The following is a 26,035-nucleotide window of genomic DNA, read 5'->3' as shown; positions in this document are numbered from 1 at the left end:
CTTGCAAATGCCAGCTTGACTATCGCCAGCTCTGGTCCACGCACGCCTTGGGCTGTTCGCCGCGGTCCTGGGCCAGTGACGGATAGTCGGTGTATCCCTTCTCACCCCCGCCGTAGTAAGTGCTGGGATCATCGGCGTTGAGTGCCGCGCCCAGACGCAGACGGTCTGGCAGGTCGGGGTTGGCGAGGAATTTTCGGCCATACGCGATCAGATCGGCCCATCCCTCCCGAAGCCACCGCGCTCCGCTCTCAGCATCGAAGCCGCCTGCCACGATCAGGGTTCCCCTGAACCTGTTCCGGACCAGCCTCGCCATATCGAGCGCGTGTGGATCCGGTTCCTTCCCGTTTTGCATCTGCTCCAGCGCGGGGTTGACCATATGCAGATAGGCCAACTCGTATTCGCTCAGTCGTTCGGCCACATAGCCAAAGGTTGCTTGCGGGTTGTCGTCATGGATGTCATTCAATTTTCCCAACGGGGATATGCGCACGCCGATGCGGTCCGGTCCCCAGACCGGCATCAGGGCCTCGACGACTTCAAATAGCAGGCGGGTGCGGCTCTCCACCGCGCCGCCATAGGCGTCGTTACGCCGATTGGTGCCACTCTCGATAAACTGGTCGAGCAGGTAGCCGTTCGCTGCATGGATCTCCACGCCGTCGAAATCGGCCGCCACTGCATTCCTTGCAGCACGCACATATTGCGCCACCACGTAGGGCATCTCCTCGATGTCAAGCGCGCGAGGTCGTACAAAGGGAACGAGCGTGCCTTCGCCACGCTCGGTTTCGATGAAGGCCTTTCCAGCCGGGATGACGGCTGAGGCAGCGACGGGCAGCATGTTGTCGGGCTGTAGCGCCGGATGTGAAATGCGGCCGACGTGCCATAGCTGGCAAAACATCAGGCCTGCCGCTTGATGGACCGCGTCGGTGATGCGCCGCCACGCCCCAACCTGCTCGCGGCTATGAATGCCGGGCGTCCAGGCATAGCCCTGGCCCTGCATCGACACCTGCGTCGCCTCGCCGACAATCAGCGCGGCCGAGGCGCGCTGCGCGTAGTAGCAGGCCGCGAGCGCGCCCGGCACGTTGCCGGGCGGGCGAGCGCGCGAGCGCGTCAGTGGGGCCATGACCACGCGATGCGGCAGATTGAATGGACCAAGGCGGTACGGCTGGAACAGCGGTGCGGTATCCGTCTCTCGGCTCGCTTCCTGCTTTGGTGTCGCTGACGCCACGTCATCCATCGCCTGCTCCTGCAAAGGCAAAACCTCGCTACAATCATATCCACCTGGAGAACCGCCCTCACTGACGATCGTCAACCAAACGGGTCAGAGCAACGATATGACTAAAACAAAATGGTTGGGACGCATCCGCCGCCCCTTACAGGGAGCACGGCTTCCCTGTGGAGAGTGAAAAATGTTCGACCTAGTCAAAATCGACATGATGTAGGTTCGGCATCTCATCGGCAACCACCACGGCGTCCACGATCGCGGTCCCTTGATGGTGAACGCCTCGGCCTGCGCCGAGATCAGTTCGGCCGAATGTTCGGCGGAACGGCACGAGGCCGACGCTCTCGGCCTTCATTGTGTGGGGCCGAGGGCTGAATTGTTGAGATGACGACCTTGACCGGCAGCTTGTGCTGGACGGCTGAGAGGAATTCGCCTGTCAAGCATGTTGAAACCGCCGTCGACGGTCAGCGCGATACCGCGAGTTGTCCGGTCAACTTGGCTTTTCTCCATCGCCACTTTCCTTCAATATCCATTGGTTGCCTCCAGCGGTGACTACGCCGCCGCTAACGTAGCGTCGCAAGACGCGCACTCGCGGGAGGAGGGTAAAAATGCGCGTCCCGCGAGGACCGCCTGGGCTTCAGACGGCTTATTCGGTCGTTTCCTTTGGAGCGTCCTTGACCTCGATCTTCTTCGGCTCCGGGTTGGCCGGCTTCGGTATCGTGATCCGACATCGCGGCATCCACGCTCGACGGGTCGACGCCGGGGGGAAGTTGCAGCACGCGCATGAACACACGGTAGCAGCGCTCGCCGTGCTGGACGTTCTTGTCCTTCTGGTCCTCTTCGATCCGCTTCTCGCCGGGAATTGTGAGGGTGTCATCGTCGATGGATATCTCGACATCCTTGCGCTCGAGGCCCGGCATCTCTGCGCTGACCTCGATCGCCTTGTCGGTTTCCGTGATGTCGATCGATGGTAGGAACGAGAGTCGCCGACCCGCCATTGGCACTCGAGCCTTGGGCGAATTCATTGAACAGCCGGTCGATCTCCTGATGCAAGCCGAACAATCCGAAGCCCGGTTGAGTCTCACGAAATGGGGACAAGTGATCGTAGTCTCATAGCACTCTCCTTGTTGGTCGTTCTGGGGCTATCATCTGTCCGCGGATGTGACACTTTGGTTGATGTGCACCTTCAAGGTGGCCATGAGTGTGTTTTTTCGCCGGCGCTTAATTTCCGAATTCGATCTCATATCGCACGCGGCGCCAGCGTGTCGTTGATTACGGTCAATTTTTGCGGTCCGTAAAGACCTCTAGGCGGCCGATTACGTATTCTTACGGTACGGAGATTTGTAAAAGTGTTGGATCACCGGGGCGATCACAAAGTCGGTTTGGCGCGAATGGGCAGCGTAAGGAAGAACGAGAACTGGGAAGGTGCAGCATGAAGGCGAAAACGCGAGCACTGGACTACTACCGGCGAATGTTAGCCGCGCAGAACCATGCGATGAAGCGGCTCGATGAGCATGCCAAGATTATACTGTTTGCCAGGAGCCAGGAGGTTCCAGTCAATTCGGAGCCGGCGGCCCATTGGTACTACGTAATTTCGGGGGCGGTCCAGCGATCCGCCATCCGTTCAGACGGGCGGCGGCAGAGTCTCGACTTGATGTTGGCGGGAGATTTCTTCTTCGTCGTCGATAGACGCGAAGATCTGACGGTCGAGGCGATCGCGGAGGAAACAGCGCTGGCAGGTTACTCTGGTCAAAGGATCGAGCAATTGGCGCAGCGCGATGTGGAGTTCGCCCGCGAGCTCCGTGATGTCGCATTTCAGATCATGTCGCGGATTCAGGATCAGTTGCTGATCATCGGCGGTGTAACGGCGGTCGAAAAGCTCGGTTCATTTTTGCTTGCGTTGGCGAGCCGTTCGTCGAATGATAAGGGTCAGATCGTATTGCCCCTGACGCGCTACGACATCGCCGAGTATCTCTCAGTTTCGGTCGAAACCGTTTGTCGTTCCTTCACCAGCCTGCAGCAGCGTGGCGCGATCAGGCTGGCGGGAAAACGCACCGTCAGGATTATCAATCGAAATGTCTTGGAGGAGAAGAAGGAGCACGATTCCATGCGGCTCCGCGGCAGCAATTCCGTCCAAACCTCACGCCCCGAGCGAGCCATTGACCACGAACTAGCGTGGGGCCAGCCGTGCCATGATGCCGTGGCGAAGCGCTTCCGCAATTTGACGCATGCCCAGCCGCACCATCATACGCGGTGAAGAATCAGCCGGTGAGAGGCGAGGGATAGTGTTCGCTCAACAGCTTGGGAAAGTGTGCGAGCCGGGTTGCAATTGTCATTGCCGGGACAAAGCGCTCTCGCGTTAACAACAAGAGACGAACACGAAAAAAATTGCGGTCGCAAACCTGGTTGCGACTGTGCCGCGAAGGCTCGCGGCTTTCCGTCGCCTGTAGCCGTAGGGCAATCGCATATGGCTTCGAGAAGGCACGTGGGACTGAAGCGTATCGCGAACAAAGCGGAATCGAATGCTGAACAATCTCGCTGCTTTCGTCGGATTCTCAGACGTTTTCCATATGGATAGCCCTAGGTGGGGTTTTCGAATTAGGTAAAGTAACCACCAAAGAGGCTGGCCAACTGGGGCGGCCTTACCTAATCTTCGGACCAGCTACGCTCCCCGCACGAGCACTCGAACATGCGGGATGGTTTTGCCGCTCTTGGGATCGAGCGTCGTGGGAAGGACGGGAGGGACGCCGCGGCACCGGATACACGTCTGAATGGGAGCCAACGTCTGCGGCGGCTTCCCCGGCCTCACGTCTTTACTCACTTCAAGTCCTCCACCGCTGAATCACGAGCACGAAGGCATATACCAAGCAATCGGTCTGATTGGCCGCAGTCTATCGTTCGCCGGCCAACAGGTCGATAGCTGCGCGTCAGTTGATATCTTCGCCTGCCGAAGCGCAACCAGATGGCTGCGCTTCTAAGGACAGCCGCGAACCGCCGAGAAGTCCTGCGGCGCAGGTACGCGGCGTCTTTGCTGACGAGGGCTTGCCCAGTTAAGCCGTAAAAAGCAGATCAATTGCTCTCGTACAGCCGAGACATGCGCGTCACGGCGTGTATCGGCTTCTAGCACCCGAAGGCGAACACAGGGGGGTTGGAATCTATGACATGCAGCGGAGGAACACCTAGGCGAGTAGCGAAGATCGCGCTCTTTATCGATGGCGAAGACCTTCATCTCAGCGCGAAAGCTCTCGGCTTTGACCTCGACTATCAAAAAATGCTCGAGAAATTCCGAAGCCGAGGGATTATCTTACGCGCTATCTACTACATAGCGATAGCTCAGAATCAGGAGCAGCAGTCCAGTATTCGGCCGCTTGTCGATTGGCTAGATTATAACGGCTTCAGCATCATATCGAAATCGACCAAGGAGCACGTGGACGCTGGTGGACGACGGAAAGTCAGAGGCAACGTGCACATTGAACTCGCGGTCGATGCGATGGCCTTGGCAGAGCAGCTAGACGAGATGGTGCTATTCTCAGGAAACAGAGAGTTTCAGCCTGTCGTTAAGGCGGTGCAGCGACGAGGGGTGCGCGTCACTGTCGTTTCGACGATTGCAACCAACCCAGCAAGGGCCGCCGACGAATTGCGTCGACAAGCCGATTGCTTTGTCGATCTCGCTAATCTGCGTAGCGATTGTGCCCGGCATTCGTCCGATCGCCGAACTCCACACCACAATCCATAACGTTAGGCCAGTCGCAACTGCGCTACCACAAACACCTGGGAGGATCCGGCTCAAAGAACACGATCGCATGCCTCTGCCTTGGAATACTACATGAGCAATCAATGCAGAGTCGCTGGGACCGAACCCGTCCCGGTTTTTGTCTCACGATACAGGAGACCGGGTGCGAATGTCATGCACCCTCGCTTCTAAGGCGTTCAGGGCACCTCGACAAGGACTGATACTCGCTCGGAGAAGTTCCGTAAGCCTGCTTGAAGCGACGCCCAAAATGAGTCATGTCGGAAAATCCCCATCCGTGCGCGATCTCGCTGATTGTCCGATGAGCCTGCATGGCATCTGCTAGCGCACTCCGGCAGCGGGCGAGCCGTCGAGTTAGGATCAGGCGGCTTATCGAAGTACCCTGTTCGGCCAAAACGTCGTTCGCGTAGCGGACGCTTACGCCCGCTGCGGCAGCGACAGTCGAAGTATCAAGATTATGATCCGATAATCTCGCCTCGATCACAGCACGAAGGCGCATAATCGTCGCTGCCCTGGGCGACGATAGCGCGCGGAGCCCACCCATCGGGGCGGTGAGGGAGATAGCAATCAGATCTAACGAAAGATTTCCCATCATCTCCGCTGCCGCGGGGCTCATCTTTCCTGTGACTGTAGGCATCATTTCCAACACGGATGCGGTAACCACGTCTTCGGGCCGATCAAGTGGGATCAAGCGCGCGGTCAGCTCTTGAGTTTTGCCGAGGCGTGCCTCCAGTTCACGCCGAGGGACTTTGACGACGAGCGTGGTCGAGCCTTTGAGGAACTTCACTCGGTAGGGGAGCAATGGATCGACTAACGTTGCGGGCCCAACATCGAGGGACACCTCGCGCGTGTCCTGCTCAATTATCGCAACGCCCGAGATCTGGCGGCACAGGAACACATCGTCGGGCCTGGTATGAGAAACGTGGACCTTGGTGTGGGTGACGAGCATCGGAGAATTGCGAAACTGGATAAGACCCAAGTGACCGACAGATCCGGCCCTAATTTCGGCCTCAAAACCTGTCCGTGTTTCCGGTCGAGAGTCGTGATCCACGATCTGTTTACACGCCACGCTATGCCAGTAGTCGAAGCGATCACGCGGGTGGACTTGCGCAGTCGAAAAGAGGAGTTCCACTTTGTCTTTTCCTTCGCGTCGAAATAGCCGAGCAGTACCGCCTATGCGGGCGATCCTGGCCGGATTGATCCAGTTAGACCGAGCGACCCAAGATGCGCGCTCGAGCAGGTGGAGTCCAGCCCACGGACTTCGCTGAGGGGACGAACCGCTTCACTTGAAAAGGGGGCATTCGGAGCAGATTTGAGCGCGGCCGCCCTGCGGACATGATCGCAGTCGATGGCACTTGGCGGCAGGATGTGTCGTCAACGATCGATCCTACAGTGCAGCGACGCTGACGGTCTGGTCTTCGATTGAAAGAAGTTGCTCTTCTGCTTTCCTCAACATGGTTGGTCTATCGGCGCTGTGCGCTGGAGTGGGTCAATGGCGATAGCGTAGACGTTGCGCTTCTTCGCCACAACAAAGGTAAGAAAGACCCAAGGCTCGGAGATTGGGATGGATCTGTTAGATACGCAGAAGCCGACCGACCGGCTTGATTGACATCCCGCGCCGGAACAAAATTGCGGCTCTGAATCCGAAGCTTGCTATTCCGAATCCGAGGCGAGTGACGCCGGATTCGAAGCCGGCGGCTGCCAACAGCAACAAACAATAGAATGATGACGAGTCACGAACCGAGACCCTTGGGAACTGACGTCAGTCTTTCCTTTCTTGAATGCAGGATTGACTCCGTTCGTTTTTCGTGCGGCTTCAGCCGCCATACTTCGTACGATCCAGCGTCTCCATGGTCTGGATATCCTGGACCAGGCAACGCAGCCCGTGCAGTTGATCCAGCAGGTGCAAGATTATCGAAATGCCTTCGTCGTTAACGCCGAAATCGACCTTGAGATCCTGGATCAAGCGCACCCGCGCGAGTTCGGCATCAGAAAAGTCCAATCTCCTTTTGGGAGCGATGGGGACCAGCCATTCCGCTTCGATCCACGCATTTAGTGTCGGGAGGTCGAGATGCGATCGGTCGATGAATTGCTGCATCTGCATGTCAAACCCCCATCGATTGACGCGGGCTTTCCGCGGCCGGCTGCCATCGGGCGACGAATTTCTCGAGTTCCGGATCCCGCTTTTGCGGCAGCACCAGCTTGAGGGTAATGTATTGATCGCCCTTGACACCGTCAGGACGCGGAACCCCGCGCCCCTTCAGCCGGAGCACGCGACCGGTGCTCGACCATTTCGGCACCGTCACCGTAACCGTCCCGCTCGGCGTGGGGACGCTGATCTTAGCGCCCAGCACCGCTTCCTTCAGCGAGATCGGTAGATCCAGATAGATGTCGTCGCCTTTGCGGGTGAAGTAGGGGTGCGGCTGAACGCTGATCTCGATCAGGGCGTCGCCGGGTTGACCTTCGCCGGCCGCCGGACGGCCTTTGCCTTTCAGACGCAGTGTCTGGCCGTCCCGCACGCCCGGGGGAATGTTGACCTCGAGCGTGGACCCATCGGGAAGCAGAAGCGATTGCTTGCCGCCGTTGATGGCATCGAGGAAGGCGAGGTCGAGATGATAGCGGACATCTTGGCCCCGTCTGCGGCCGCCGCGGCCCGCGCGACCGAAAATCTCTGAGAGGATATCCTCGCCGCCGGAAAAGTCGCCGAAATCGGCAAAACCGGAATTGCTGGTATAGGTCGACCAGCCGTCCTGATCGGCGAAATCCCGATAGTACCGCTGCCGCGGTCGCTCAGTGCCCGAACTGTCGATCTCGCCGCGATCAAAGCGCGCGCGTTTTTCTGGATCGTTCAACAGATCGTAGGCGGCGGAGAGTTCCTTGAATTTTTCCTCGGCCGCCTTATCGCCGGGATTGAGGTCGGGATGCGATTTCTTCGCAAGACGGCGATAGGCCTTCTGGATATCTGCTTGCGTGGCATCCCTTTTTACTCCCAGTGTCGTATAGGGGTCTGCAGCCAATATCCGCTCCCGTTCCTCTGTGCGCGGCTGGGCCGCGCGAAGCGCGCGTCATTCTCGCGTTGCCTGCGGAGATGGCTGTTGGGCTTTGGCTACCGCAACGCGCGCCGGCCGCAGTAGACGATCGTGCAGTGTGTAGCCATTCTCCAGAACCTGAACCACATTGCGGGGCGGCTGCCCGACTGCATCGATCTCCAGCACCGCTTCGTGTTTCTCGGGGTCGAACGGTGCGTCCAGCGCCTTGATCTCCTCCACGCCGAACCGCTTCAGGATCTCTGTCAGGATGCGGTCAGTTGCTGTCACGCCTTCGATCAATGGATCCTGCTGGCCTGTGTCAGCACGGTTAGTGCCGGCACCGATCGCCCGCCGCAGATTGTCGATCACCTGCAGCAGTTCGCGGGCGAAGCTCGCGATAGCGTATCTCTGTGCCTCCTCCGTGCGCCGCTCGCCTTGCCGGCGCGTATTCTCGGTCTCCGCGAGCGCGCGCATTAAACGTTCCCTCAAAAGTTCATTCTCGACCTCGAGATCGCCGCTCCTGGTCTCGACGCTATTCACCTGCGTTTCGGCGCTATTCGCTTGCACCCTATCAAGATCCTCGTCCACGGTTTTTGTCGCCATGTCATACTCCTCGCCCGGTTTCATATGCGAGTTCGCGCGTCACGATGCTCTTCGGTCGCGCGGGTCGACTTCCTCGAATTCGGCATCGACGATGTCTTCACCGGAGGAGCCGCCTCCGCTCGACGACGCCTGCGCGTCAGCGCCTTGCGAGGCGGCACGGTTCAGCGCCTCGCCGATCTTGGCGGCGGTCTGCTGCAAGCGATCCGTCGCTTGGCGAACCGATTGCGGGTTTTCGGCCGTGAGGGCCTGTTTTGCATCGGAGATTGCCTGTTCGACCTCCTTCTTTAGATCGGCAGGGATCTTGGATTCCGATTCCTTCAGGGCCTTTTCAGTGCTGTAGATCGCGGCATCGGCTTGGTTGCGTGCTTCGACGAGTTCCTTGCGGCGCTTGTCCTCCTCGGCGTGGGCTTCGGCTTCCTTGAGCATCTTCTGGATATCCGCCTCGCTAAGGCCACCGGAGGCCTGGATCCGGATGCTTTGCTCCTTGCCGCTGGCCTTGTCCTTGGCGGAGACGTTGACAATGCCATTGGCGTCGATATCGAAGGCGACTTCGATCTGTGGCACGCCGCGGGGTGCCGGCGGAATCCCGACGAGGTCGAATTGTCCCAGCAGCTTATTGTCGACGGCCATTTCCCGTTCGCCCTGAAACACGCGGATGGTAACCGCCGTCTGGTTGTCTTCCGCGGTTGAGAATACCTGGCTCTTCTTGGTCGGAATGGTTGTATTGCGGTCGATCAGCTTCGTCATAACACCGCCCAGCGTCTCGATGCCGAGCGACAGTGGCGTCACGTCGAGCAGCAGGATGTCCTTGACGTCGCCCTGCAGCACGCCGGCCTGGATTGCGGCGCCGATCGCGACCACTTCGTCCGGATTGACGCCCTTGTGCGGTTCACGCTGAAACAGGTTCTGCACGATTTCCTGCACTTTCGGCATGCGGGTCTGGCCGCCAACCAGCACCACTTCGTTGATGTCGGACGCCTGCAGTCCGGCATCCTTCAACGCTGCCTTGCAGGGTCCGATGGTGCGCTCGATCAGGTCATCGACCAGCGCCTCCAGCTTCGCCCGGGAGAGCTTGATGTTGAGATGCTTTGGCCCGTTCTGGTCGGCGGTGATGAAGGGCAGGTTGACGTCGGTCTGGGTGGCGCTCGAGAGCTCGATCTTGGCCTTCTCGGCGGCATCTTTCAGCCGCTGTAGTGCAAGGCGATCCCTGCGCAAATCGATGCCGTTCTCTTTGCGAAATTCGTCTGCCAAGTAATCGATGATGCGCTTGTCGAAATCTTCGCCACCGAGGAAGGTATCGCCGTTGGTAGCCTTCACCTCAAACACGCCGTCTCCAACCTCGAGGATGGAAACGTCGAATGTGCCGCCGCCGAGATCGTAGACGGCGATCTTTCCGCTGCCCTTTTTGTCGAGGCCGTAGGCCAGCGCGGCCGCGGTCGGCTCGTTGATGATACGGAGTACCTCCAGGCCGGCAATCCGTCCGGCGTCCTTGGTCGCCTGACGCTGGGCATCGTTGAAATAGGCCGGCACGGTTATTACGGCCTGCGTTACCTTGTCACCGAGATGGGCTTCGGCGGTCTCCTTCATCTTGGTCAGAATGAAAGCGCTGATCTGGCTCGGGCTGTACTTCTTGCCCCTCAGTTCGACCCAGGCGTCGCCGCGGGAACGATGTGATAGGGAACCATACCCTTGTCTTTCGCGGTGATCGGGTCGTCATAGCGCCGGCCGATCAGCCGCTTAATGGCGTAGACGGTGTTTTCCGGATTGGTGATGCTTTGCCGCTTGGCGGGCTGCCCGACCAGGACCTCACCTTCATCGGTGAAAGCGACCATCGACGGCGTCGTGCGGCCGCCCTCGGCGTTTTCGATTACCCTGGCTTTGTTTCCTTCCATCACGGCGACGCAGGAATTGGTGGTCCCGAGATCGATGCCGATTGCTTTCGCCATGGCTGGCTCCTTCGATGTCGTTGCGCTGGCTCGGGCTGTGGAGCGGTCATGGCCGCCACATGTGTTGGTGTGATTTCGCATCAATGCGGGACGCGCAAAACGCCGGGAGGAGAGCGACGACGTGCGCGCCCTGCCGCCGCTGGGCTCAGGCGGCTTCCTTGACCTCGATCTTCTTCGGCTCCGGTTTGGCGGGCTTCGGAATCGTGATCTTCAGGACTCCGTTCGACATGGTTGCCTGAACGCTCGAAGGGTCGATGCCGGACGGCAATTGCAGTACGCGATAGAACACGCCATAGCTGCGCTCGCTGTGCTGGACATTCTTGTCCTTCTGCTGTTCTTCGACCTTCTTCTCGCCACGAATGGTGAGAGCGTCGTCCTCGATCGAAATCTCGACATCCTTGCGCTCGAGTCCGGGCATCTCGGCGGTAACTTCGATCGCCTTGTCGCTTTCGGAAATTTCGATGTTCGGAACGATGTTCGCTTTGCCGCTTGGGCCGATGCCTTGCGCGAACTCGCTAAACAGCCGATCGATCTCCCGATGCAGACCGAACAGCCCGAAATCGGGTCGCGTCAATGCGCCGGCGTCTCCAAATGGGACCAGTGATTTTAACCTCATTGGAATTCTCCTTCATAGAGTGAAGTTCTGCTAGCTTGCGAAGGACTAGTAAGGTTTGACGACAATCCGGTCTTCGACCTTCGTGACGCCGGGCGCCGACCATGCGACACGTTCGGCTTCCTCTCGCTCGATCCAGGAACGAACGATGCCTTCCAGCACCACTTCGCTGCCCTTCGCTTCCACGGTAATGCGCTCCGCGTCCACCTCGGCGCTGCGCTTGAAGGCATCCCGGATCTTGCGCTGGATGTCGGTGGGCTGGACCTTGGGCTTCACGGTGATGACGTTGGTAACGCCCTTCACGCCCTTGACCTTGCGGACCGCCGTGTCCGCGGTGGTCTTCTGGTATTGCCACTCCACCGCGCCTTCGAGCGTGATCCAGCCATCCTTGACGATGACCTTGATCTTGTCGTACGAAATTGGCAGTTGTGACTTCAGCGCGGCAACTGCGTCTCGGGCGATGTCGGGATCCGGACGCTGGTCGATCGCCGGCAGCCGCACTTCGATGTCGTTTGCGACGGCAAGAACACCGGCCACGCGCTTCGCGGCTGTCTCGGCCTCAAGCCTATCGGCGTAGCTGTGGGTGAAGCCCGCCAGCGTGACGACACCATTCTTGACTGATACGGCGATATCGTCGGCATTCAGATCGGGATCCCATTTCAGTTCGTCTCGGACATCGCGCTCTATATCGCTGTCGGATTTCATGTTGTTCTCCTGGTTGGCACAAAACTCGGCAAACTGACTCGGCGGATCATTTTTGCCGATGGAGCCGAATCTATGCCGGGCAACGGATGCCGCCATGACGATCATCAACTTCCACACCAGGTTTGTGCGGTCGATGAAGCCGTTCGCCAAGGGGGCTCCGCAATGCTGGGTCCGATGAACGATGAACTATGGCCGCCCGAGCGGTTCGTTCCCCAGCCACGGATCCGGCCGCAGCGAGTGAAGCGGGAGATCGTCGGCCGTCTTGGCGATTTCGATTTCGTGGATGTGAACGGCTTCTCCGCCGTGGCGAAGCAGAATTTCCTGGGCCAAGGCTTCCTTCTCCGGGGACTGAACCCGTACCCAGATCAGCAATCCTTCCCATTCGGCAACAGGTTCCAATCCGCGGACCCGGTCACGCTGCATTAGCCGTCGCAGCGGTCGTATCGCCGCGGCGGCCGCGACGATCCCGCTTAGGACGGAAACGACGATAACGGTCAGTGGCGTCATTTCACGCGATATGAGGTAGAACGCCATGACAAGGGCGACAACGGAGCCGACAACGCTGGCCGTGACGACTTCGATGCCAAGCCGATCGTCCCCGCCTACGTAGGGCCTCCGCGCCGCCGCCGGTATGTCGGCAAGGTCGGCAGCCGGAATAGCCTGATAGTTCAGCCGCCGTTGCTGTTCGTCGGGCGAGGCGCTGACGTCGATGTCGGCCCGGTCAAATCCCGAGGACAACAAATCCTGTGCGGCGGTGTCGAGCGCTCTCCGGGAATGGAAGACGCCCGTCACCTCTCGTGTACGGAGCCGGTCAAGGACATCTGAAGGTTCGGACATCGGGCGTGCGCTCCGGTCCAACTAGGACGATTTATAATGGTATTCCGTCAGCTTCTTCAGTTCCTCCTTTGATGCGCCGGGCAGGGTGATCTTTTGTCCGTTGTCGTCGATGACGAGGCTCTCATAGGGCACCACTATCAGGCGGCCGCCGACGCCGAGGAACCCGCCGACCTGTAGCACAGCAAAGTTCAGTTGCTTCTTGTCCGCGATGACATCATCGAGGGTCCCGATCTTTTCGTTCTTGTCGTTGATAACGTTGCTGCCCAGCAGCTTGCTCATGCGATAGCCGTTGGCCACGACCGAGAAGTCGACCTTGACGAGACTTACGCCGGCTTGCGGAAGTGCCGGGGTGGTACTGGTAGTGGTAGTGAATGCCGCGATCGACGCGAGCGCAATCCAGATCATCCAGTTGGGAGCAGTCCTGTGTGCCGTCAGCGCGTGACTGGGTGAATGCGGCGATGCCATGCGGGTGTCAGAGTCAAGAGAGGCTCCAAGTCTGTTGAACGCAATCATGAGTGTCTCCTGGGTTGATCGTGACTGCAGAATTAAGCTCTCAATCCGGACAACGGCGATGATCGTTGTCAATTCGGCGGGCCGCTAATCGCTCGGCACGTCCGAGCCGACCTGTTGGTCTGTCAGGCATGGCTGTCGGCTGTGAGGCGCGTTTGAATTGCCGACACCAGGGACGCGAAGTCGAACGGACCATCATGACGGATACCATTGATAAAAAAGGCAGGTGTGCCGTTTACGCCACTGCGTACACCGCCCATGAAGTCGTTCCGTACTTTGCTTCTGAACTGTCCCGTTTCGAGAGCATGGCGCAGCATCGCCTCGGGAAGCCTTAGCTTCTCGGCAATCAATATGATCGTCACAACACTCAGGACGGCCTGGTTTCGAAACAGCGCGTCATGCATTTCCCAGAATACGCCCGCCGAACCCGCAAATTCGGCGCTTTCGGCCGCGACCTGGGCATAGGGATGCACTTCGGTTAGCGGAAAATGGCGGAAGACAAATCGCATCTGTCCCTGGAAATACGATTCCACCTGGTCGACGACGGCACACGCCGAAGCGCAAAACGGGCATTGATAGTCGCCATATTCCACCACACTTAACGCAGCGTGGGCCGCTCCTCGGATATGGTCACTTTTGTTGATCGGCATTTGCAAGTTGGCCATGTGCGTTTGCCTTGTCGGAGAGTTGTTCGAGAGCGTCGAGAATCCCATCCGCGCCGGGATTGAGCGTGAAGTTCGGCGCGACGATTCCGGCAGTCAGGATGGATGACATCGTCTTCCTCGTGCGTGAGTTGTGGCCCCGAATTGAATCGATGCCGTTCTAGAGGAATGCGCCGCTCGCTTCGTTGATTGCTGTCAATTGTGTGGCTTTCAAATCTTCAACGTGGCTGCACACGGAGCTGCGATGGCCGCAGATCCGGCCGGCGTTACGTAATTTTACGATACGCAAAACCCGCGAGTCCTTGGAACGCCGGCATCCTGCAATGTTTTATGGAACCAAGTAGGGCCGGCGACCTTCGAAACAAAGGGTGAAATCATGAAAACGAGAGCGCATGCGATAGATTACTATCGGCGGATTCTTTCGGGGCAGCCCCATTCGTTGAAGCAAATAGATGCATTCGCCAAGATTGTGCTTTGCAATCGTGGTCAGGAAATTCCACGAAGTGTGAATTCCGCCGGTCACTGGTATTGCGTCATTTCCGGGGCGGTTCGCAGGTGCGCGCTCCGGACCGATGGACGGCGGCAAATCCTTGATCTGATGCTGCCCCGAGATTTCTTCTTCGTGCCAGGCGATGGGGACGAGGCCACCATCGAAGCGATTGCGGAAGAAACGGCGCTTGCCAGTTATCCCGGTGAGCGGATCGAACGGCTGGCCGAGCGTGATCCGGAGTTCGCGCGGGAGCTCCGCGACGTAGCCTTCCAGGCGTTAGCCAGATCCCGCGCCCAATTGATGATTATTGGCGGCGTCACCGCACTTGAGAAGGTCGGTTCCTTTCTCCTTTCGCTCGACGGTCGGTCCTCAGACGAAGATGGACAGGTCGTGCTACCCATCTCGCGCTACGACATCGCTGACTACCTTGCGGTTTCGGTCGAGACGGTATGTCGCTCCTTTACCAACCTGCAGCAGAGGGGTGCCATTACGTTGGCGGGCAAACGTACGGTCAAGATCCTGAACCGCGCCGCGCTGGAAGACCATGTTGGCGAAAGCCAGGGAGCAGGGGCCTAACCCTATCCCTTGGCATCTGGCGGAAGCCTGTTAAGTCTCGCCATGATTCCCAAACGAAGGGCTTCCGCGAGTTGGCGCATGCCAAGCCGGTCCATCATGCGCGCGCGGTGAACTTCGACCGTTCGCACGCTGAGGCCGAGATTGTACGCAATCACCTTGTTGGAGTGACCGTCGATCAAGCCGTCAAGCACGTCCCGCTCGCGCGGACTGAGACCCGCAATCCGCCGTGCTGCGTCCGCGATCTCGTCATTGCGATCGGACTGCCTGCCTGCAAAGGCCATCTCGATCGAACTCAGCAGCGCGCGGTCGCTGTATGGCTTTTCCAGGAAATCGATCGCGCCCGCCTTCATCGCGTGGACCGCTGTTTGAATATCGCCCTGAGCAGTCACCACGATTACCGGAAGATCGCGTCTGATCGTGTTGAGACGTTGCTGGACCTCCAGGCCGTTCATGCCTTGCAAGCGGATATCCAGCAAGAGGCAACCCGCCTTGATTGTTTTTGCAGCTGTGAGAAACGCGCCCGGATGTTCGAAGGTAACGGGCTCCAAGTTCGCCGAGCGCAAAAGTCGCTCCAGAGAGCGGCGGACTGACTCATCGTCGTCGAGAACATAGACGGTTCGTCCAGCAGGCATCGGCAAGTCGTCCGGAAAGGATGAACGAATATTGGCCCCTGCCTCACACCTGGTGCGACCGTCAAGTGACTGTGCGCTTGCACAAGTTGGTACTGAGTTGGGAAATAATCAATGCCAAAATTGATGTCCTGCGACAATGTGGCGTGGTGAGGCCGGCCGCCTGTGCCGGCAACGCAGGTTGCGAAAAGCTCGTGATGCTCGGAACCGGCTGTCACACGATGATCCATCGCCGGCAGAATCCATAAAGAGGTGACATGGTCGCTGTGCGCTTGCAGAAGTCGCCAGTTATTGGGAACGCGCTGCCTGCCGTCCCGCGGCCGCCACGTGCGGCGTGCCTTCGAAGCGGGGGTCGCGCGCCTGCAGAGGATTTAGTGCAGCGTCAATCGCGTCGTCGACCCGCTCAAGCCATATGAAGCGCAATCGGCTGCGCGCATTTTCAGGGACATCCTCGATATCCCTTCGATTGCGGGCAGGGAGCATGATCGTGGTAATCCCTGCCTGGAGCGCGCCAAGCACTTTCTCCTTCACGCCACCGATCGGGAGGACCAGGCCGCGCAGCGATATCTCGCCGGTCATCGCTGTATCGCTCCGGACCGTGCGGCGGGTCAGAAGTGAAGTCAGTGCCAGAAACATAGCGACGCCCGCGCTTGGGCCATCCTTGGGAATGGCGCCGGCCGGGACGTGAACGTGGACATCGGACTTCTGCAGCGCGATCGTATCGATGCCAAATTCAATGGCGCGCGACTTGACGAGGGAGAGCGCCGCCTGCGCGCTTTCCTTCATCACCTCACCCAGCTGACCGGTGAGGATCAGTTTGCCCCGGCCGGGAATGCTGGTCGCCTCGACAAAGAGAATATCACCGCCGGTGGGAGTCCAGGCGAGGCCAGTAGCGACTCCGGGCACGCTGGTTCGCATCGCGACTTCCTGCTCGAAACGCCGCGGCCCCAGAATGGCAGGAAGGTCCGTCGGCGCGGCGACAAAGCGTGTGACGCTCGCCTCGGCTATCCGCATAGCCGCGTGCCGGCAAATGGCGCCGATATGCCGCTCCAGGTTCCGCACACCGGCTTCGCGCGTGTAGTTGCGGATGACGGCCGTAATGACGTCGTCGGAGATTTCACATTGCTCGCTGGTTAGACCAGCGGACTTCAGTTGACGCGCGAGGAGATAGCGCTTGGCGATCGCCAGCTTATCCTCCTCGATGTAACCCGGCATCTCGATGATCTCCATCCGGTCGCGCACCGCGGCCGGGATATTTTCGATCACGTTGGCGGTGCCAATCAGCATGACCTTGGAGAGATCAAAGGGAATCGCAAGGTAGTTGTCGCGAAACGCCGCGTTCTGCTCGGGGTCGAGCACTTCGAGCAGCGCCGCCGCCGGGTCGCCGTGAAATCCCGCACCCAGCTTGTCCATCTCGTCCAGCATCATCACCGGGTTGCGCGTTCCTGCCTTCCGGATCGACTGGATGACGTTCCCCGGCAGTGCGCCGATATAGGTTCGGCGGTGTCCGCGTATTTCGCTTTCGTCATGGACGCCGCCGAGGCTCAGTCTCACGAACTTGCGTCCCGTGGCGCGGGCGATGCTTTGGCCGAGTGAGGTCTTGCCGACGCCTGGAGGTCCGACAAAGCAGAGTATTGGGCTCTTGCCTTCCGGATTGAGCTTGCGCACAGCAAGGTGTTCAAGAATTCGCCGCTTCACCTTCTCAAGGCCATAGTGATCGTCATCGAGAATTCGCCGCGCTTCGACGATGTCGATTTGCTCCGGATCCAGCTTCGACCAAGGCAGCTCGGTCAGCCATTCGAGGTAGCTTCGCGTCATCCCGTACTCTGCCGCGGCCTCCGGCATGCGTTCGAGCCTTTTCAATTCCCGCCTGGCCTGCTCCTCGGCCTCCTTCGGCATTCCGGCCTTGTCGATCTTGTGATTGAGTTCCTTCAGCTCGATGGACTTGGCGTCGTCGTCACCTAGTTCCTTCTGAATCTGCCGAAGCTGTTCGCGAAGAATGTGCTCGCGCTGCTGCGACGAAAGGGTCTGTTGCGTCTGTTCGCCAATTGCCTTTGAAAGCTGCAGGACCTGGATTCGCTTCGCCAACAGGCCGAGCAGCTTGTCGAGAAGCTGGGTTACGTCGAAGGTTTCGAGCAGATCCTGCTTCTCGCCAACAGGAATATCGATGATGCCGCTGAGAAAATCGGCGAACACGGACGGCGAATCCAGGCCTTCGATGGCCGCTGGAATTTCCGGCGGAAGGTTCGGTAGCAACTGGATCGCTTCCCGGGCCCGCGTCTTGAGCAGACTCATGCGCGCCTCGACTTCGGGGGTCATCACCTCGGATATGCCGGCCTCCTCGATGCGCGCTACGATGTAGGGAAAACCGGAAAGAAATTCCTTGACGCGGAATCGTCTTACGCCGCGGCAGATCGCATAATGGGTCGCCTCGGAAGTCACATAGCGCAGGATTTCGGCCACCGTGCCCACATGGCGCAGATCCTCAGGCCTCGGCTGCTCAACGGCAGGGTCGTTCTGCAGCAGCAGACCGATTTTGCGGCAACTGCGGACGGCTTCCTGTACGGCAGCGATGGACGACGGCCGGGCAATCGTCAAAGGCAGCACGATACCGGGGAACAGCAGCATATTGCGAATCGGCAAGATAATGATTGCATCCTCGGGCACGGCAGCCGGGCTTTGATCGGTCGTGGTGCCGGATTCGCGTTTGGATGCGTCAGCCATCGATCGGTCCTTCCATCGATTGCTTGAAGAAGGTCAGCACGAGACATCCGTTGCGGTATTCCGATTGACCGAACCGTAGGTCCGTAGTCGGAAACGCAATCCGGCGCTCGAATCTCCCGTAGGGGATTTCGAGACGGACCGCGGTGCCATCGCGCGGAATCGTGCCCTGTTGGCGAAGGCCAACGACCGAAACGCCATCATCATCGATCGTCACTTTCAGGTCGTCGCGGTCGACGCCCGGAAGCGCGACCGTTATTCGAGCCTCGGAATCGGTCGCAACGATATCGATTGGAGGCTCCCAAAAGGCCGCGGAAGCGATGGCGGTCATCGGCCGGAAGAATTGACGATGCAAGCGCTCGGCGCGTTCGATCATTTCGCAGGCAGTGGCCCACATAAGAGTTCCTGGATCGACTGCGGCCATGTCATCCTCGTGCGCGTGCCCGTCGAGCCTATGACGCAACTCGAGAGGTCACCTTGACGATCGTCAACCGGCAGCCATCGCGGGACCGTCCTAGTGGGTGATGACCAGCGGTACCGGTGAATGATGCAGGAGTCGTGAGGTCGTGCTGCCTGGCAACAGTTCGTGCAGGCGCGAGTGGCCATAGCTGCCAATCACGAGCAGGTCGGCGCCCAGCCGCCGGCATTCCTCGATCACGATGTCGGCAATTTCGTCGTCCTCTCCGACCGCGCGATACTTCACCGCGTTGATGCCGTGATGCCGCAGATGCTGCGCGGCATCGTTGGCCCTCAGCGCATCGGTTTCGGCCGGTTGTTCGTTTTCCACCACGAGAAGCCAGACTTTCCTCGCTCGCTGCAGATAGGGGAGGGAGTCGGACAGCGCGCGAGGCTTCCGTTCCAGGCAACCACGACATGATCGAGGGGCGCCATGGTTTTTTGTCTTCCGGAACCAGAAACAGATGACGTCCCGCGCCGTAGAGGAGTTCTTCGATCAGACTCCGCGGTTCGTTTGGTCGGCCGTTCGGGCGAAGCGCCACGAAGGTGTCGGCGGCACGTGCCAGGAGCGAAGCAGTATCGGCGACGTCGCGTTCGCCTTCCACATCGAACCGCCGGAGGAAGGTTGGTTGCCGCAACCGCTCCAGCCGCTGCAGCACCGTGGCTTCGACGGCGTCGCCGGCCTTCCTTGCATCGTGCAGCAGTGTTGCCGGTCCGCTGGACCCCGCATCCTGGACCACATCGGATATAGCCGCCGGCAAGACGTTGAACAGCAGCCCGGTGATATGACTTTCGAAAGTTGCGGCGATCTGGCTGACAGCGGCCAGCCGCGCGAAGTCTCCTGCTGTCCCATCCAACCGAACCAAGATGTCCTTGATCATAATGACCTCGCAGGACGCCGCCAGCACGCCGAAGAAGAAGGACCGCTCGGATTTCGCCGGCGGTCCAAGTCTGGGGGAGGAAAGACCCGGGGAAGGGACACCGACAGGAGGATACTGCCGGTTGTCCAACACTACGAATAGAACAGGGCCGCGCATTGACAACGCTCAATTTCCGTTCAACCTTTCATGACCCGCGTGCTCGTGGAGCGCTGGGCGTCGTCTACTGGTTAATGCGCGACCGCGATCAGCGCGGGGACGAGGACGTCTGAGTGTGCGCGTTGTACAAGTAGACCGGCAGTTTCTCCAATGCCGCGCGACTTGCTCCCGGAAGCACGATGAAGCCGCGCGATTCGTCCAGCTTCAAACTGTTGAAGGGAACGGCGACCAGGTGTGGTCCGGCCCCGATGAAATCGCGGACGGAAAGCACTGCAAAGATACGTCCGTCCTTGCTGAAGATGAAATCGTTGATCTTCCCGATCGTCTCGTTCTTGTCGTTGACGATTGTCTTCAACTTCAGCGTTTCGGCGGGATAGCCGTTCGCGACCTCGTTGACATCAAGCGTAACCAGGCCGACTGGTTGCGCCGCCGAGTATTGCCCCGGCAGACAGACGAGGACAACAGCAACCGCAGCAAGCCACGGCGAAGGAGGCCCTCCTTGGAGAGGCTTCCGTCGAATGCCGTAGGCGTTTGCGCGTTACTGACATGGGGGGTGCGGTGCCGGTGCCACAGTTTGAACGACGGACGGTATTATCGGAGCTTGAGCCACTGGTAGTTGGCTCCCTGACGATCTCGGTCACGAGTTTCGTATCAGGATCGATCAACACGATGCGGTCGGGCAGTTTTACAAAGATCGGGCAGTTTTACAAAGAGAAGGCCTTTTACCTCCGGCACCCGGTCTGTGACATGGTTGGGAAGCGCTTGCGTGTTCATCGAATCCGGCAGCTTGCTTCCGACCCGCGGTTGCGTGCCGCCGGGCGCGGGCTGTGATAGCGAGGAGGCAAGTCTCTGGCTAATCATTTGTTGCTGACTCGACGTGAGATCGGCTTGGGCGGTATCGGGCTTCTGGGCGGCGGCGAAACCTGTGCTGCCAAGAAGTGCAAGGGGCGACGGTGCCTGCGCAAAGGAGTCTGTTCATCGTGTTATCTCCTGGATCGGGAGCCGAGGCCGCCAATGGTCCCGGCGTGGTGCGTCGGCCACCGGTACCGGCAAGGAAACGGCAAGGCGGCTGGCCGAGCGTTGACCATCGTCAAGATTTGCGGGAATTGAATGGTGCGCGCGAATGGCCAACGCTGGCATCAGTAATTGAACGCAGCGGGATATTGCTAAGCCGTGTGCGGCGGATCCGGATATGTCGGCGTCTTCTTCGCGCGTTGCGGCGTCATTTTTGCCGGCGATGGCTTGCCGGGAACACCACGCGGTCCAAGCAACTCCTGCTGGATGTCATCCTCGGTCTTGCGTGGCAGTCCATCATCAAGTTGGCGAGGTTCACCGAATATAAGCATCTTCTCACTCCGGATTTCCTGCTTAGTCCAGGAGACTTCAATAGGCGTTGACCGTTGTCAAACCGACCAATCGCTTTTTTCTCCATCGGCCGACACGTTCTTTGGCAGAGAAGGCAGGGTAAACCGGAAGATCGTTCCGCCTCCGGCGTTTGGTTCGTATCGCAGCGTGCCGCCGTGCGCTTCGGCAATTGACTTGCAGATCGTAAGACCGAGTCCCATGCCATTGCGCTTGGTCGATCGAAATGCCTCGAAAAGATGGTTGGCGATTTCGGCCGGTAGTCCCGGGCCACGGTCGGCAACAGCGATCTCGACAAACCCATCATCGAGCAACGCGGTCGTTACTCCGAGGTCATAGCGGCTACCACCCGTCATCGCTTCATTGGCGTTCCGCAGCAGGTTGACCAGCAATTGTTGTACCTGAACCCGGTTTGCCAGCACATTCTCGGCCTTCGGATCAAAGGAGAACCTGACCTGAGCGGTCCGCGCGGCGCTGCCCGCCAGCGCGAAGTCACTTGCATCACGAATGAGAACGGAAAGCGTTTCGACGCGCATTTCCGCTTCGTCGCGGGTGACGAATTCGTGCAGACGCCCAATGATCCGGCCGATGCGAAGCGCCAGTTCTGCAGCCTCGTCCATGATTTCATGATAGGCGTCGATGCGGTGAGCGTTACCGTTAGCCATCATCCTGCGCACGGCGTTAACGGAGTTGGTGAGAGCGGTTAGAGGCTGGCTGATTTCATGCGCGAGCGCACCGGCCATTTGACCGGCAACGCTTAGGCGAGATGCATGCAGTAGCTCCTGCTGCAGATCTCGCGTGCGGGCATCGGCGCGCTCGCGCTCCGCAATTTGTGCGCTGAGTTCGGTCGTCTGCTCGATAACGCGCCGCTCGAGCGACTCGTTCACCTGGCGCAGGTCAGCCTCCAGTTTCTTCTGATCCCGGAGATCGCGGCTCACTGTGGCTAGGTTCCTCGGCCGCCCGGTGCGCGGATCGTCGATCCGAAACCAATCGACAAAGAATGGAATGGTCTCGCCGGTCTGAAAATGCTGGAAATCCAGCTCGCCAAGCCATCGGCCGGTTTGCAGCACGATCGGCAACAGCGTTTCGCGCGCATGCTCGCGATCACGCTCGGCAATGATATCGAAGATCAGGAGCTGCGAGATTGGCGCGTTGCGGGGCAGCCCGACCAAGTTGCGGCCGGCCGGATTGATGTATTGCGGAATACCTTCCATTGTGCCGAAGCCAATGAATTCGGATGATCGCTCGATGACCGTCATCAGACGCCGTTCTTCTGCTGTCTCGGATTGCCAGCGGCTCACTGCGAGAGTGGCGTCGTTGGCGGCAATGCCAAGTAACAGACGCTCTTTTTCGTTTGGAAACCTGGATCGAAGCGATCCAGCCACCACCTTCGCGGTGCCGGTGAAGCCGATGGGCACTGAAACGACGGCGAGCTCGCCCGCTCCAATCGGGTCAGCGATCGACATCGTTTGTTCGCTGCGCCCCGATCCGTTGCCGCGTACGGCGCTCTCGACGGCGCTTACAAAGGCCGCCGACATCCGGCTACCAGAACGGGTCACTTCCACTGACGGATCGTTCCTTGTACCCGGCAGTGTCACGTAGACGAAGTCGGCGCTTAGCATCGTAAGCAAGGCTGCCGACACGCTGTCGGCGATCTGTTGTGGCTGATAGTCCTTCCAGATGGCGGGCAGCGTGGAAAGTGCGATCAGATCGCGTAGGCATTTCCGCAGATCGTGCAAGTGAGAGTTGTTTTCTACCCACGTCATGGCGATGGAACCTGCGGGCTTGTCGGTAGCGTTTGGCCGCCATGGTCTACGTGTGACCGGTGAACGCTCAGCCTGTCAAGAAAGTTCGGTGGGGCAGCGCATTCATACCGCTTAAGCTCGGCGGAAATCGACGGCGCATTACGTATTTTTACGTAATCGCTTTCACGCCCTCAAACCCCGCAAACTGTCATGGCATCTGCGACCGACCAGAGTGAAGCCCATGGCTGCAAATATGGTGAACAACGGTACGACGATGCGAGCGTGCGGGTGCAAGCGCCAGCGTGTTTGTTGACAGTCAGAAGTATCGCGTGATGCTTCCATTCATGGCGAAAGCATTCGAGACTGGTGATAAACTGGTGCACATCATTGACAAGAACGATGGCGATGAGCGGCGGGCTCGCCTCACCCAGGCCAGCATCGACGTCGATACCGCCAAGAAATCGGCCCAGCTCGAAGTCTTGCGCCAGGGAGCATGCACGTCGTCGCTGGCTACTTTGACATCAGCGCCGGATGCTTGCCAATCTATACAGGCGAGTTGCCCTCGATAATGAGCGTTATGAGGTCGCGCCTGTAGTCTAATCAGGAGTGGTCGTTTCACGACCTTCCGGGCGTGACGGATCAGATCGAGTATGAGAGCCGCTTCAATCTGATCTGACCAAAATTCGACGACGTCACCGTATGCGCCCTTGACGCTACCAAGTTTAGCGCCGAGATCATGATTTGCTACGCACGCATCTGTTCGTGATGGAAATGTGACAATTGTCGTCGGGATAAGTCTGCACTTGTTGCGGTTTATGACAGTGGTGTTTTTCGGGAAAATCCGGTGCACCGGCAACTTCGAAAGTTGCGAACAACCTATTGCGACTTTGGGCGTTGACCCCTGCATCACTCTCCCTGACCGAGGGAGTTGACCATGCCGCGATATTACTTTCATCAGTATTCGAACGGCCGGCGATCCGAAGATCGAAAAGGCACGATCCTTCGCAGCGCCGCCGAAGCTTGTACCTGCGCCATTCGCCACGCGCCCGCTCGTTTAAGGGCAGCGATCCGCGAGAGGGACAACGACAACTTCGTTGCCACTGAAATCTCGGACGGCGAGCGCACCCTGTTTGTGGTCAGAGGAAAGATAATCATCGAAAAGTTCTAATTACTCTCGATGATCGACTGGACAGGCAGCTACGTAAAATTACTGAATTTCCGGCTGCGTCGGTTTTTTAGTAGTTACCAGTCGTTGGAGAAAGCGTATCGAGGCGTCGCATGCAGGACATTCAGAAACGGATCGATGAAATAGAGACCCAGGCGTCTGAATCGGCCTTGATTGCTGATCTGGCTACGGATCGTGAGGCGCGAATCTACAACGACAGGCTGGCGCGGGAGCTTCGCGAGTTTGCAGCGGACTTGCGTAAGCAAGCGCAAATCACAAGGAACGTTAGGCCGTCTTTCGCGGGCACCGTCCAGCCCACGTCTGACGGTCGTGCCCGATACAGGTCCTGATCGCCATGCGTCGTCGATCAAAGCCACACAGTTTTGAAGACCAGCTAGCGGTAGCAAAAGAGCGGCTGGAACGAGAGATCGCGAAGCTGCCCGGCGGTTCCGAAAGGGATGTATTGGTCAGGAAAATCAGGCAGGTTGATACAGCTGCAGGCATGAATGCGTGGCTGTGGGCGCGGAAAAATGCGCCGAAGCGATAGATTGCAAGATTCGTTCATCGGAGACGATTGTTCAAGTCGGATAAAGCATGCGGATCGTACAGATTGCTTCCTTGGCTGAAAGCATCCCTCCCCAGCTGTATGATGGAACGAAGCGCGTCGTTGCTTGGTTGGTGGACGAGCTGGTGGAGTTGGGGCACGATGTCACCTTGCTACGGCTGCGACGCACGCCCATCATCCCTTATGAATTCTTCCTCGGGGGAGCGCCATTCGACCGTTCTGCCCTCTCCCTTGAGGAGGTCGGCCACGATCCTAGGCGCAGGATCGGAGAAATATCGCAGGTTCGGCTGGTGTTCGGAAGAGGCGAATGTCCGAAATTGTAAGCTGACACCATAATCCCTGATGCTTGCGCTGGATCAATTCAGCCAGCCCGAGAGGTGGCAAGAATTGCAATAAGCCAAGCCGCTCGGTGAGCGAGTTGCGACGGGACCTAGAGGCCCCGAGACACCGGACACTTCTCGGGCCTCTGAGCCGTCTACTCAACGCCAATTAGCTTGCCTTCCTAGCTCGCATCGACGACCGTCTCACTGGGGCTCGCTTGTGTCCAGTGACACGCTGATGATGTGTTAAGGGCGTGCTGCGGCCACCTTCCGCGCTTTGGCGCAATGCTTCCATCAGGTCAACAACCTCAGCCGAGGGCCGCTCCTTTGGCGGTTTATCGATCTTTTCGCCGCGTCGTTTCCTCTTAATCAACGCTCGCAGGGCTCGCTCGTAGTGATCCTCGAATTGTTCGGGATGAAAGTGACCAGCCTTCATCGCGAGTATTTTCCTCGCTAGCTCAAGCATTTCTCTCGGTGCTCTCTCCTCTAGCAGATCACCGAAATAATCCCTCTCGTTCCGGATTTCATAGGGATATCGCAGCGTCACGCCCATCAGGCCCTTGCCACGCGGCTCAATCGCCATGACATGTTCGCGCGTCGTGAGCACCACCCTGCCGAGCGCTACCATGCCCTCTTTCCTGATTGCCTCTCTGATGACCACGTACGCTTGCCGGCCGATTTCCCCCGCCGGGGTCATGTAGTAGGGACGGCTCAAATAGAGATCGTCAATCTCGTTTCGTGGCACGAACTGATCGATCTCGATTGTATGCGTCCCTTCGATCTCGATCGTCTTGAGATCATCCTCGGTGAGGGCGACATATTGCCCCCTACCGACTTCGTAGCCCATGACAATGTCTTCCGGGTCGACCTGCTTCCCGGTCTCGGCATCCAGCTTGCAGTATTTGATCCGGTGTCCGGTATTCTTGTTGATCAGATGAAATCGGACCTTCTCGCGGTCAGAGATCGCTGGGAACAGCTGGATCGGACACGACACTAGCGACACACGCAGATAGCCCTTCCAGTAAGCACGTGGGGCCATCAGCCTCTCCATTCGCTAATCTATCGTGTGTCGGCCAGTTGCAACGAGTTTCTGGCTC

25 protein-coding genes and 2 pseudogenes are annotated in these 26,035 nt (G+C 58.8%); 6 read left to right on the top strand and 21 right to left on the bottom strand.

What is annotated here, in order from left to right; all coding sequences use genetic code 11:
- Positions 1-19: 19 nt before the first annotated feature.
- Together Q2941_RS02105 and Q2941_RS02100 are read right to left on the bottom strand one after the other, a co-directional pair.
- Entirely contained in the window at positions 20-1,231 is a 1,212-nt protein-coding gene (locus Q2941_RS02105; RefSeq protein WP_458191465.1) for an alkene reductase, read from the bottom strand.
- A 548-nt stretch (positions 1,232-1,779) separates the two neighbouring features.
- Positions 1,780-2,214, bottom strand: coding sequence for an Hsp20/alpha crystallin family protein (locus Q2941_RS02100; RefSeq protein ID WP_458191464.1), 435 nt, complete (start codon positions 2,212-2,214; stop codon positions 1,780-1,782).
- A gap of 434 nt (positions 2,215-2,648) precedes the next feature.
- On the opposite strand from Q2941_RS02100, the gene Q2941_RS02095 reads away from it, so the two are divergent.
- Both Q2941_RS02095 and Q2941_RS02090 read left to right on the top strand, forming a co-directional pair.
- Positions 2,649-3,473: a helix-turn-helix domain-containing protein gene (locus Q2941_RS02095; protein ID WP_458191463.1), complete on the top strand. Its 825-nt coding sequence runs from the start codon at positions 2,649-2,651 to the stop codon at positions 3,471-3,473.
- A 900-nt stretch (positions 3,474-4,373) separates the two neighbouring features.
- Complete coding sequence (locus tag Q2941_RS02090) at positions 4,374-4,952, top strand: LabA-like NYN domain-containing protein (RefSeq protein ID WP_458191573.1); 579 nt, start codon at positions 4,374-4,376, stop codon at positions 4,950-4,952.
- A 169-nt stretch (positions 4,953-5,121) separates the two neighbouring features.
- Here Q2941_RS02090 and Q2941_RS02085 read toward each other — a convergent pair whose 3' ends face one another.
- The 11 genes and pseudogenes from Q2941_RS02085 to Q2941_RS02035 all read right to left on the bottom strand — a co-directional run bounded on the left by Q2941_RS02085 (position 5,122) and on the right by Q2941_RS02035 (position 13,984).
- On the bottom strand, positions 5,122-6,099 hold the full coding sequence (locus Q2941_RS02085) for an AraC-like ligand-binding domain-containing protein (RefSeq protein WP_458191462.1): 978 nt from the start codon (positions 6,097-6,099) through the stop codon (positions 5,122-5,124).
- A gap of 684 nt (positions 6,100-6,783) precedes the next feature.
- Complete coding sequence (locus tag Q2941_RS02080; protein ID WP_458191461.1) at positions 6,784-7,071, bottom strand: chaperone modulator CbpM; 288 nt, start codon at positions 7,069-7,071, stop codon at positions 6,784-6,786.
- A 1-nt stretch (position 7,072) separates the two neighbouring features.
- Complete coding sequence (locus tag Q2941_RS02075) at positions 7,073-7,984, bottom strand: DnaJ C-terminal domain-containing protein (protein ID WP_458191460.1); 912 nt, start codon at positions 7,982-7,984, stop codon at positions 7,073-7,075.
- A gap of 48 nt (positions 7,985-8,032) precedes the next feature.
- On the bottom strand, positions 8,033-8,599 hold the full coding sequence (locus Q2941_RS02070) for a nucleotide exchange factor GrpE (protein ID WP_458191459.1): 567 nt from the start codon (positions 8,597-8,599) through the stop codon (positions 8,033-8,035).
- Positions 8,600-8,638: 39 nt separating this feature from the next.
- Positions 8,639-10,545, bottom strand: a pseudogene (gene dnaK, locus Q2941_RS02065) (molecular chaperone DnaK).
- A gap of 145 nt (positions 10,546-10,690) precedes the next feature.
- Complete coding sequence (locus Q2941_RS02060) at positions 10,691-11,161, bottom strand: Hsp20/alpha crystallin family protein (RefSeq protein ID WP_458191458.1); 471 nt, start codon at positions 11,159-11,161, stop codon at positions 10,691-10,693.
- Between the two features lie 45 nt (positions 11,162-11,206).
- On the bottom strand, positions 11,207-11,863 hold the full coding sequence (locus tag Q2941_RS02055; RefSeq protein ID WP_458191572.1) for a BON domain-containing protein: 657 nt from the start codon (positions 11,861-11,863) through the stop codon (positions 11,207-11,209).
- 186 nt (positions 11,864-12,049) lie between these two features.
- Complete coding sequence (locus Q2941_RS02050) at positions 12,050-12,700, bottom strand: hypothetical protein (RefSeq protein ID WP_458191457.1); 651 nt, start codon at positions 12,698-12,700, stop codon at positions 12,050-12,052.
- A 21-nt stretch (positions 12,701-12,721) separates the two neighbouring features.
- Positions 12,722-13,213 (bottom strand): PRC-barrel domain-containing protein, encoded by a 492-nt coding sequence (locus tag Q2941_RS02045; RefSeq protein WP_458191456.1) that lies wholly within the window; start codon positions 13,211-13,213, stop codon positions 12,722-12,724.
- Between the two features lie 122 nt (positions 13,214-13,335).
- Positions 13,336-13,875: a DsbA family protein gene (locus tag Q2941_RS02040; RefSeq protein ID WP_458191455.1), complete on the bottom strand. Its 540-nt coding sequence runs from the start codon at positions 13,873-13,875 to the stop codon at positions 13,336-13,338.
- On the bottom strand, positions 13,841-13,984 hold the full coding sequence (locus Q2941_RS02035; protein ID WP_458191454.1) for a hypothetical protein: 144 nt from the start codon (positions 13,982-13,984) through the stop codon (positions 13,841-13,843). The genes Q2941_RS02040 and Q2941_RS02035 overlap by 35 nt, the downstream gene beginning before the upstream one ends.
- Before the next feature lie 264 nt (positions 13,985-14,248).
- Here Q2941_RS02035 and Q2941_RS02030 point away from each other — a divergent pair, with 264 nt between their 5' ends.
- Positions 14,249-14,938 (top strand): helix-turn-helix domain-containing protein, encoded by a 690-nt coding sequence (locus Q2941_RS02030; RefSeq protein ID WP_458191453.1) that lies wholly within the window; start codon positions 14,249-14,251, stop codon positions 14,936-14,938.
- Positions 14,939-14,940: 2 nt separating this feature from the next.
- Here the strand turns inward: Q2941_RS02030 and Q2941_RS02025 are convergent, their stop codons facing one another.
- The 7 genes from Q2941_RS02025 to Q2941_RS01995 all read right to left on the bottom strand — a co-directional run bounded on the left by Q2941_RS02025 (position 14,941) and on the right by Q2941_RS01995 (position 22,909).
- Entirely contained in the window at positions 14,941-15,570 is a 630-nt protein-coding gene (locus Q2941_RS02025; protein ID WP_458191452.1) for a response regulator transcription factor, read from the bottom strand.
- Between the two features lie 285 nt (positions 15,571-15,855).
- Positions 15,856-18,291: an endopeptidase La gene (gene lon / locus Q2941_RS02020; protein ID WP_458191451.1), complete on the bottom strand. Its 2,436-nt coding sequence runs from the start codon at positions 18,289-18,291 to the stop codon at positions 15,856-15,858.
- Complete coding sequence (locus Q2941_RS02015) at positions 18,284-18,712, bottom strand: Hsp20/alpha crystallin family protein (protein ID WP_458191450.1); 429 nt, start codon at positions 18,710-18,712, stop codon at positions 18,284-18,286. Before Q2941_RS02015 ends, lon begins: the two co-directional genes overlap by 8 nt.
- 90 nt (positions 18,713-18,802) lie before the next feature.
- Entirely contained in the window at positions 18,803-19,078 is a 276-nt protein-coding gene (locus tag Q2941_RS02010) for a universal stress protein (protein WP_458191449.1), read from the bottom strand.
- Positions 19,079-19,869: 791 nt separating this feature from the next.
- Complete coding sequence (locus Q2941_RS02005; protein ID WP_458191571.1) at positions 19,870-20,142, bottom strand: PRC-barrel domain-containing protein; 273 nt, start codon at positions 20,140-20,142, stop codon at positions 19,870-19,872.
- 805 nt (positions 20,143-20,947) lie between these two features.
- Entirely contained in the window at positions 20,948-21,127 is a 180-nt protein-coding gene (locus Q2941_RS02000; protein WP_458191448.1) for a hypothetical protein, read from the bottom strand.
- A gap of 57 nt (positions 21,128-21,184) precedes the next feature.
- Positions 21,185-22,909, bottom strand: coding sequence for a PAS domain-containing sensor histidine kinase (locus Q2941_RS01995; RefSeq protein ID WP_458191447.1), 1,725 nt, complete (start codon positions 22,907-22,909; stop codon positions 21,185-21,187).
- A 323-nt stretch (positions 22,910-23,232) separates the two neighbouring features.
- Between Q2941_RS01995 and Q2941_RS01990 the strand changes: the two genes are divergently transcribed.
- The 3 genes and pseudogenes from Q2941_RS01990 to Q2941_RS01980 form a co-directional block, all read left to right on the top strand.
- Complete coding sequence (locus Q2941_RS01990; protein WP_458191446.1) at positions 23,233-23,457, top strand: hypothetical protein; 225 nt, start codon at positions 23,233-23,235, stop codon at positions 23,455-23,457.
- 365 nt (positions 23,458-23,822) lie between these two features.
- Positions 23,823-24,056 (top strand): DUF6894 family protein, encoded by a 234-nt coding sequence (locus tag Q2941_RS01985; RefSeq protein WP_458191445.1) that lies wholly within the window; start codon positions 23,823-23,825, stop codon positions 24,054-24,056.
- A 591-nt stretch (positions 24,057-24,647) separates the two neighbouring features.
- Positions 24,648-24,770 (top strand): annotated as a pseudogene (locus Q2941_RS01980) (glycosyltransferase family 4 protein); the annotation flags it as partial.
- Between the two features lie 337 nt (positions 24,771-25,107).
- Here the strand turns inward: Q2941_RS01980 and ku are convergent.
- On the bottom strand, positions 25,108-25,977 hold the full coding sequence (ku, locus tag Q2941_RS01975; protein ID WP_458191444.1) for a non-homologous end joining protein Ku: 870 nt from the start codon (positions 25,975-25,977) through the stop codon (positions 25,108-25,110).
- Positions 25,978-26,035 lie beyond the last annotated feature (58 nt).

The organism is Bradyrhizobium sp. UFLA05-153, assembly GCF_054185185.1.
The sequence above is the reverse complement of the archived record's forward strand: the minus strand, read 5'-3'. Positions and strand labels throughout refer to the sequence as shown.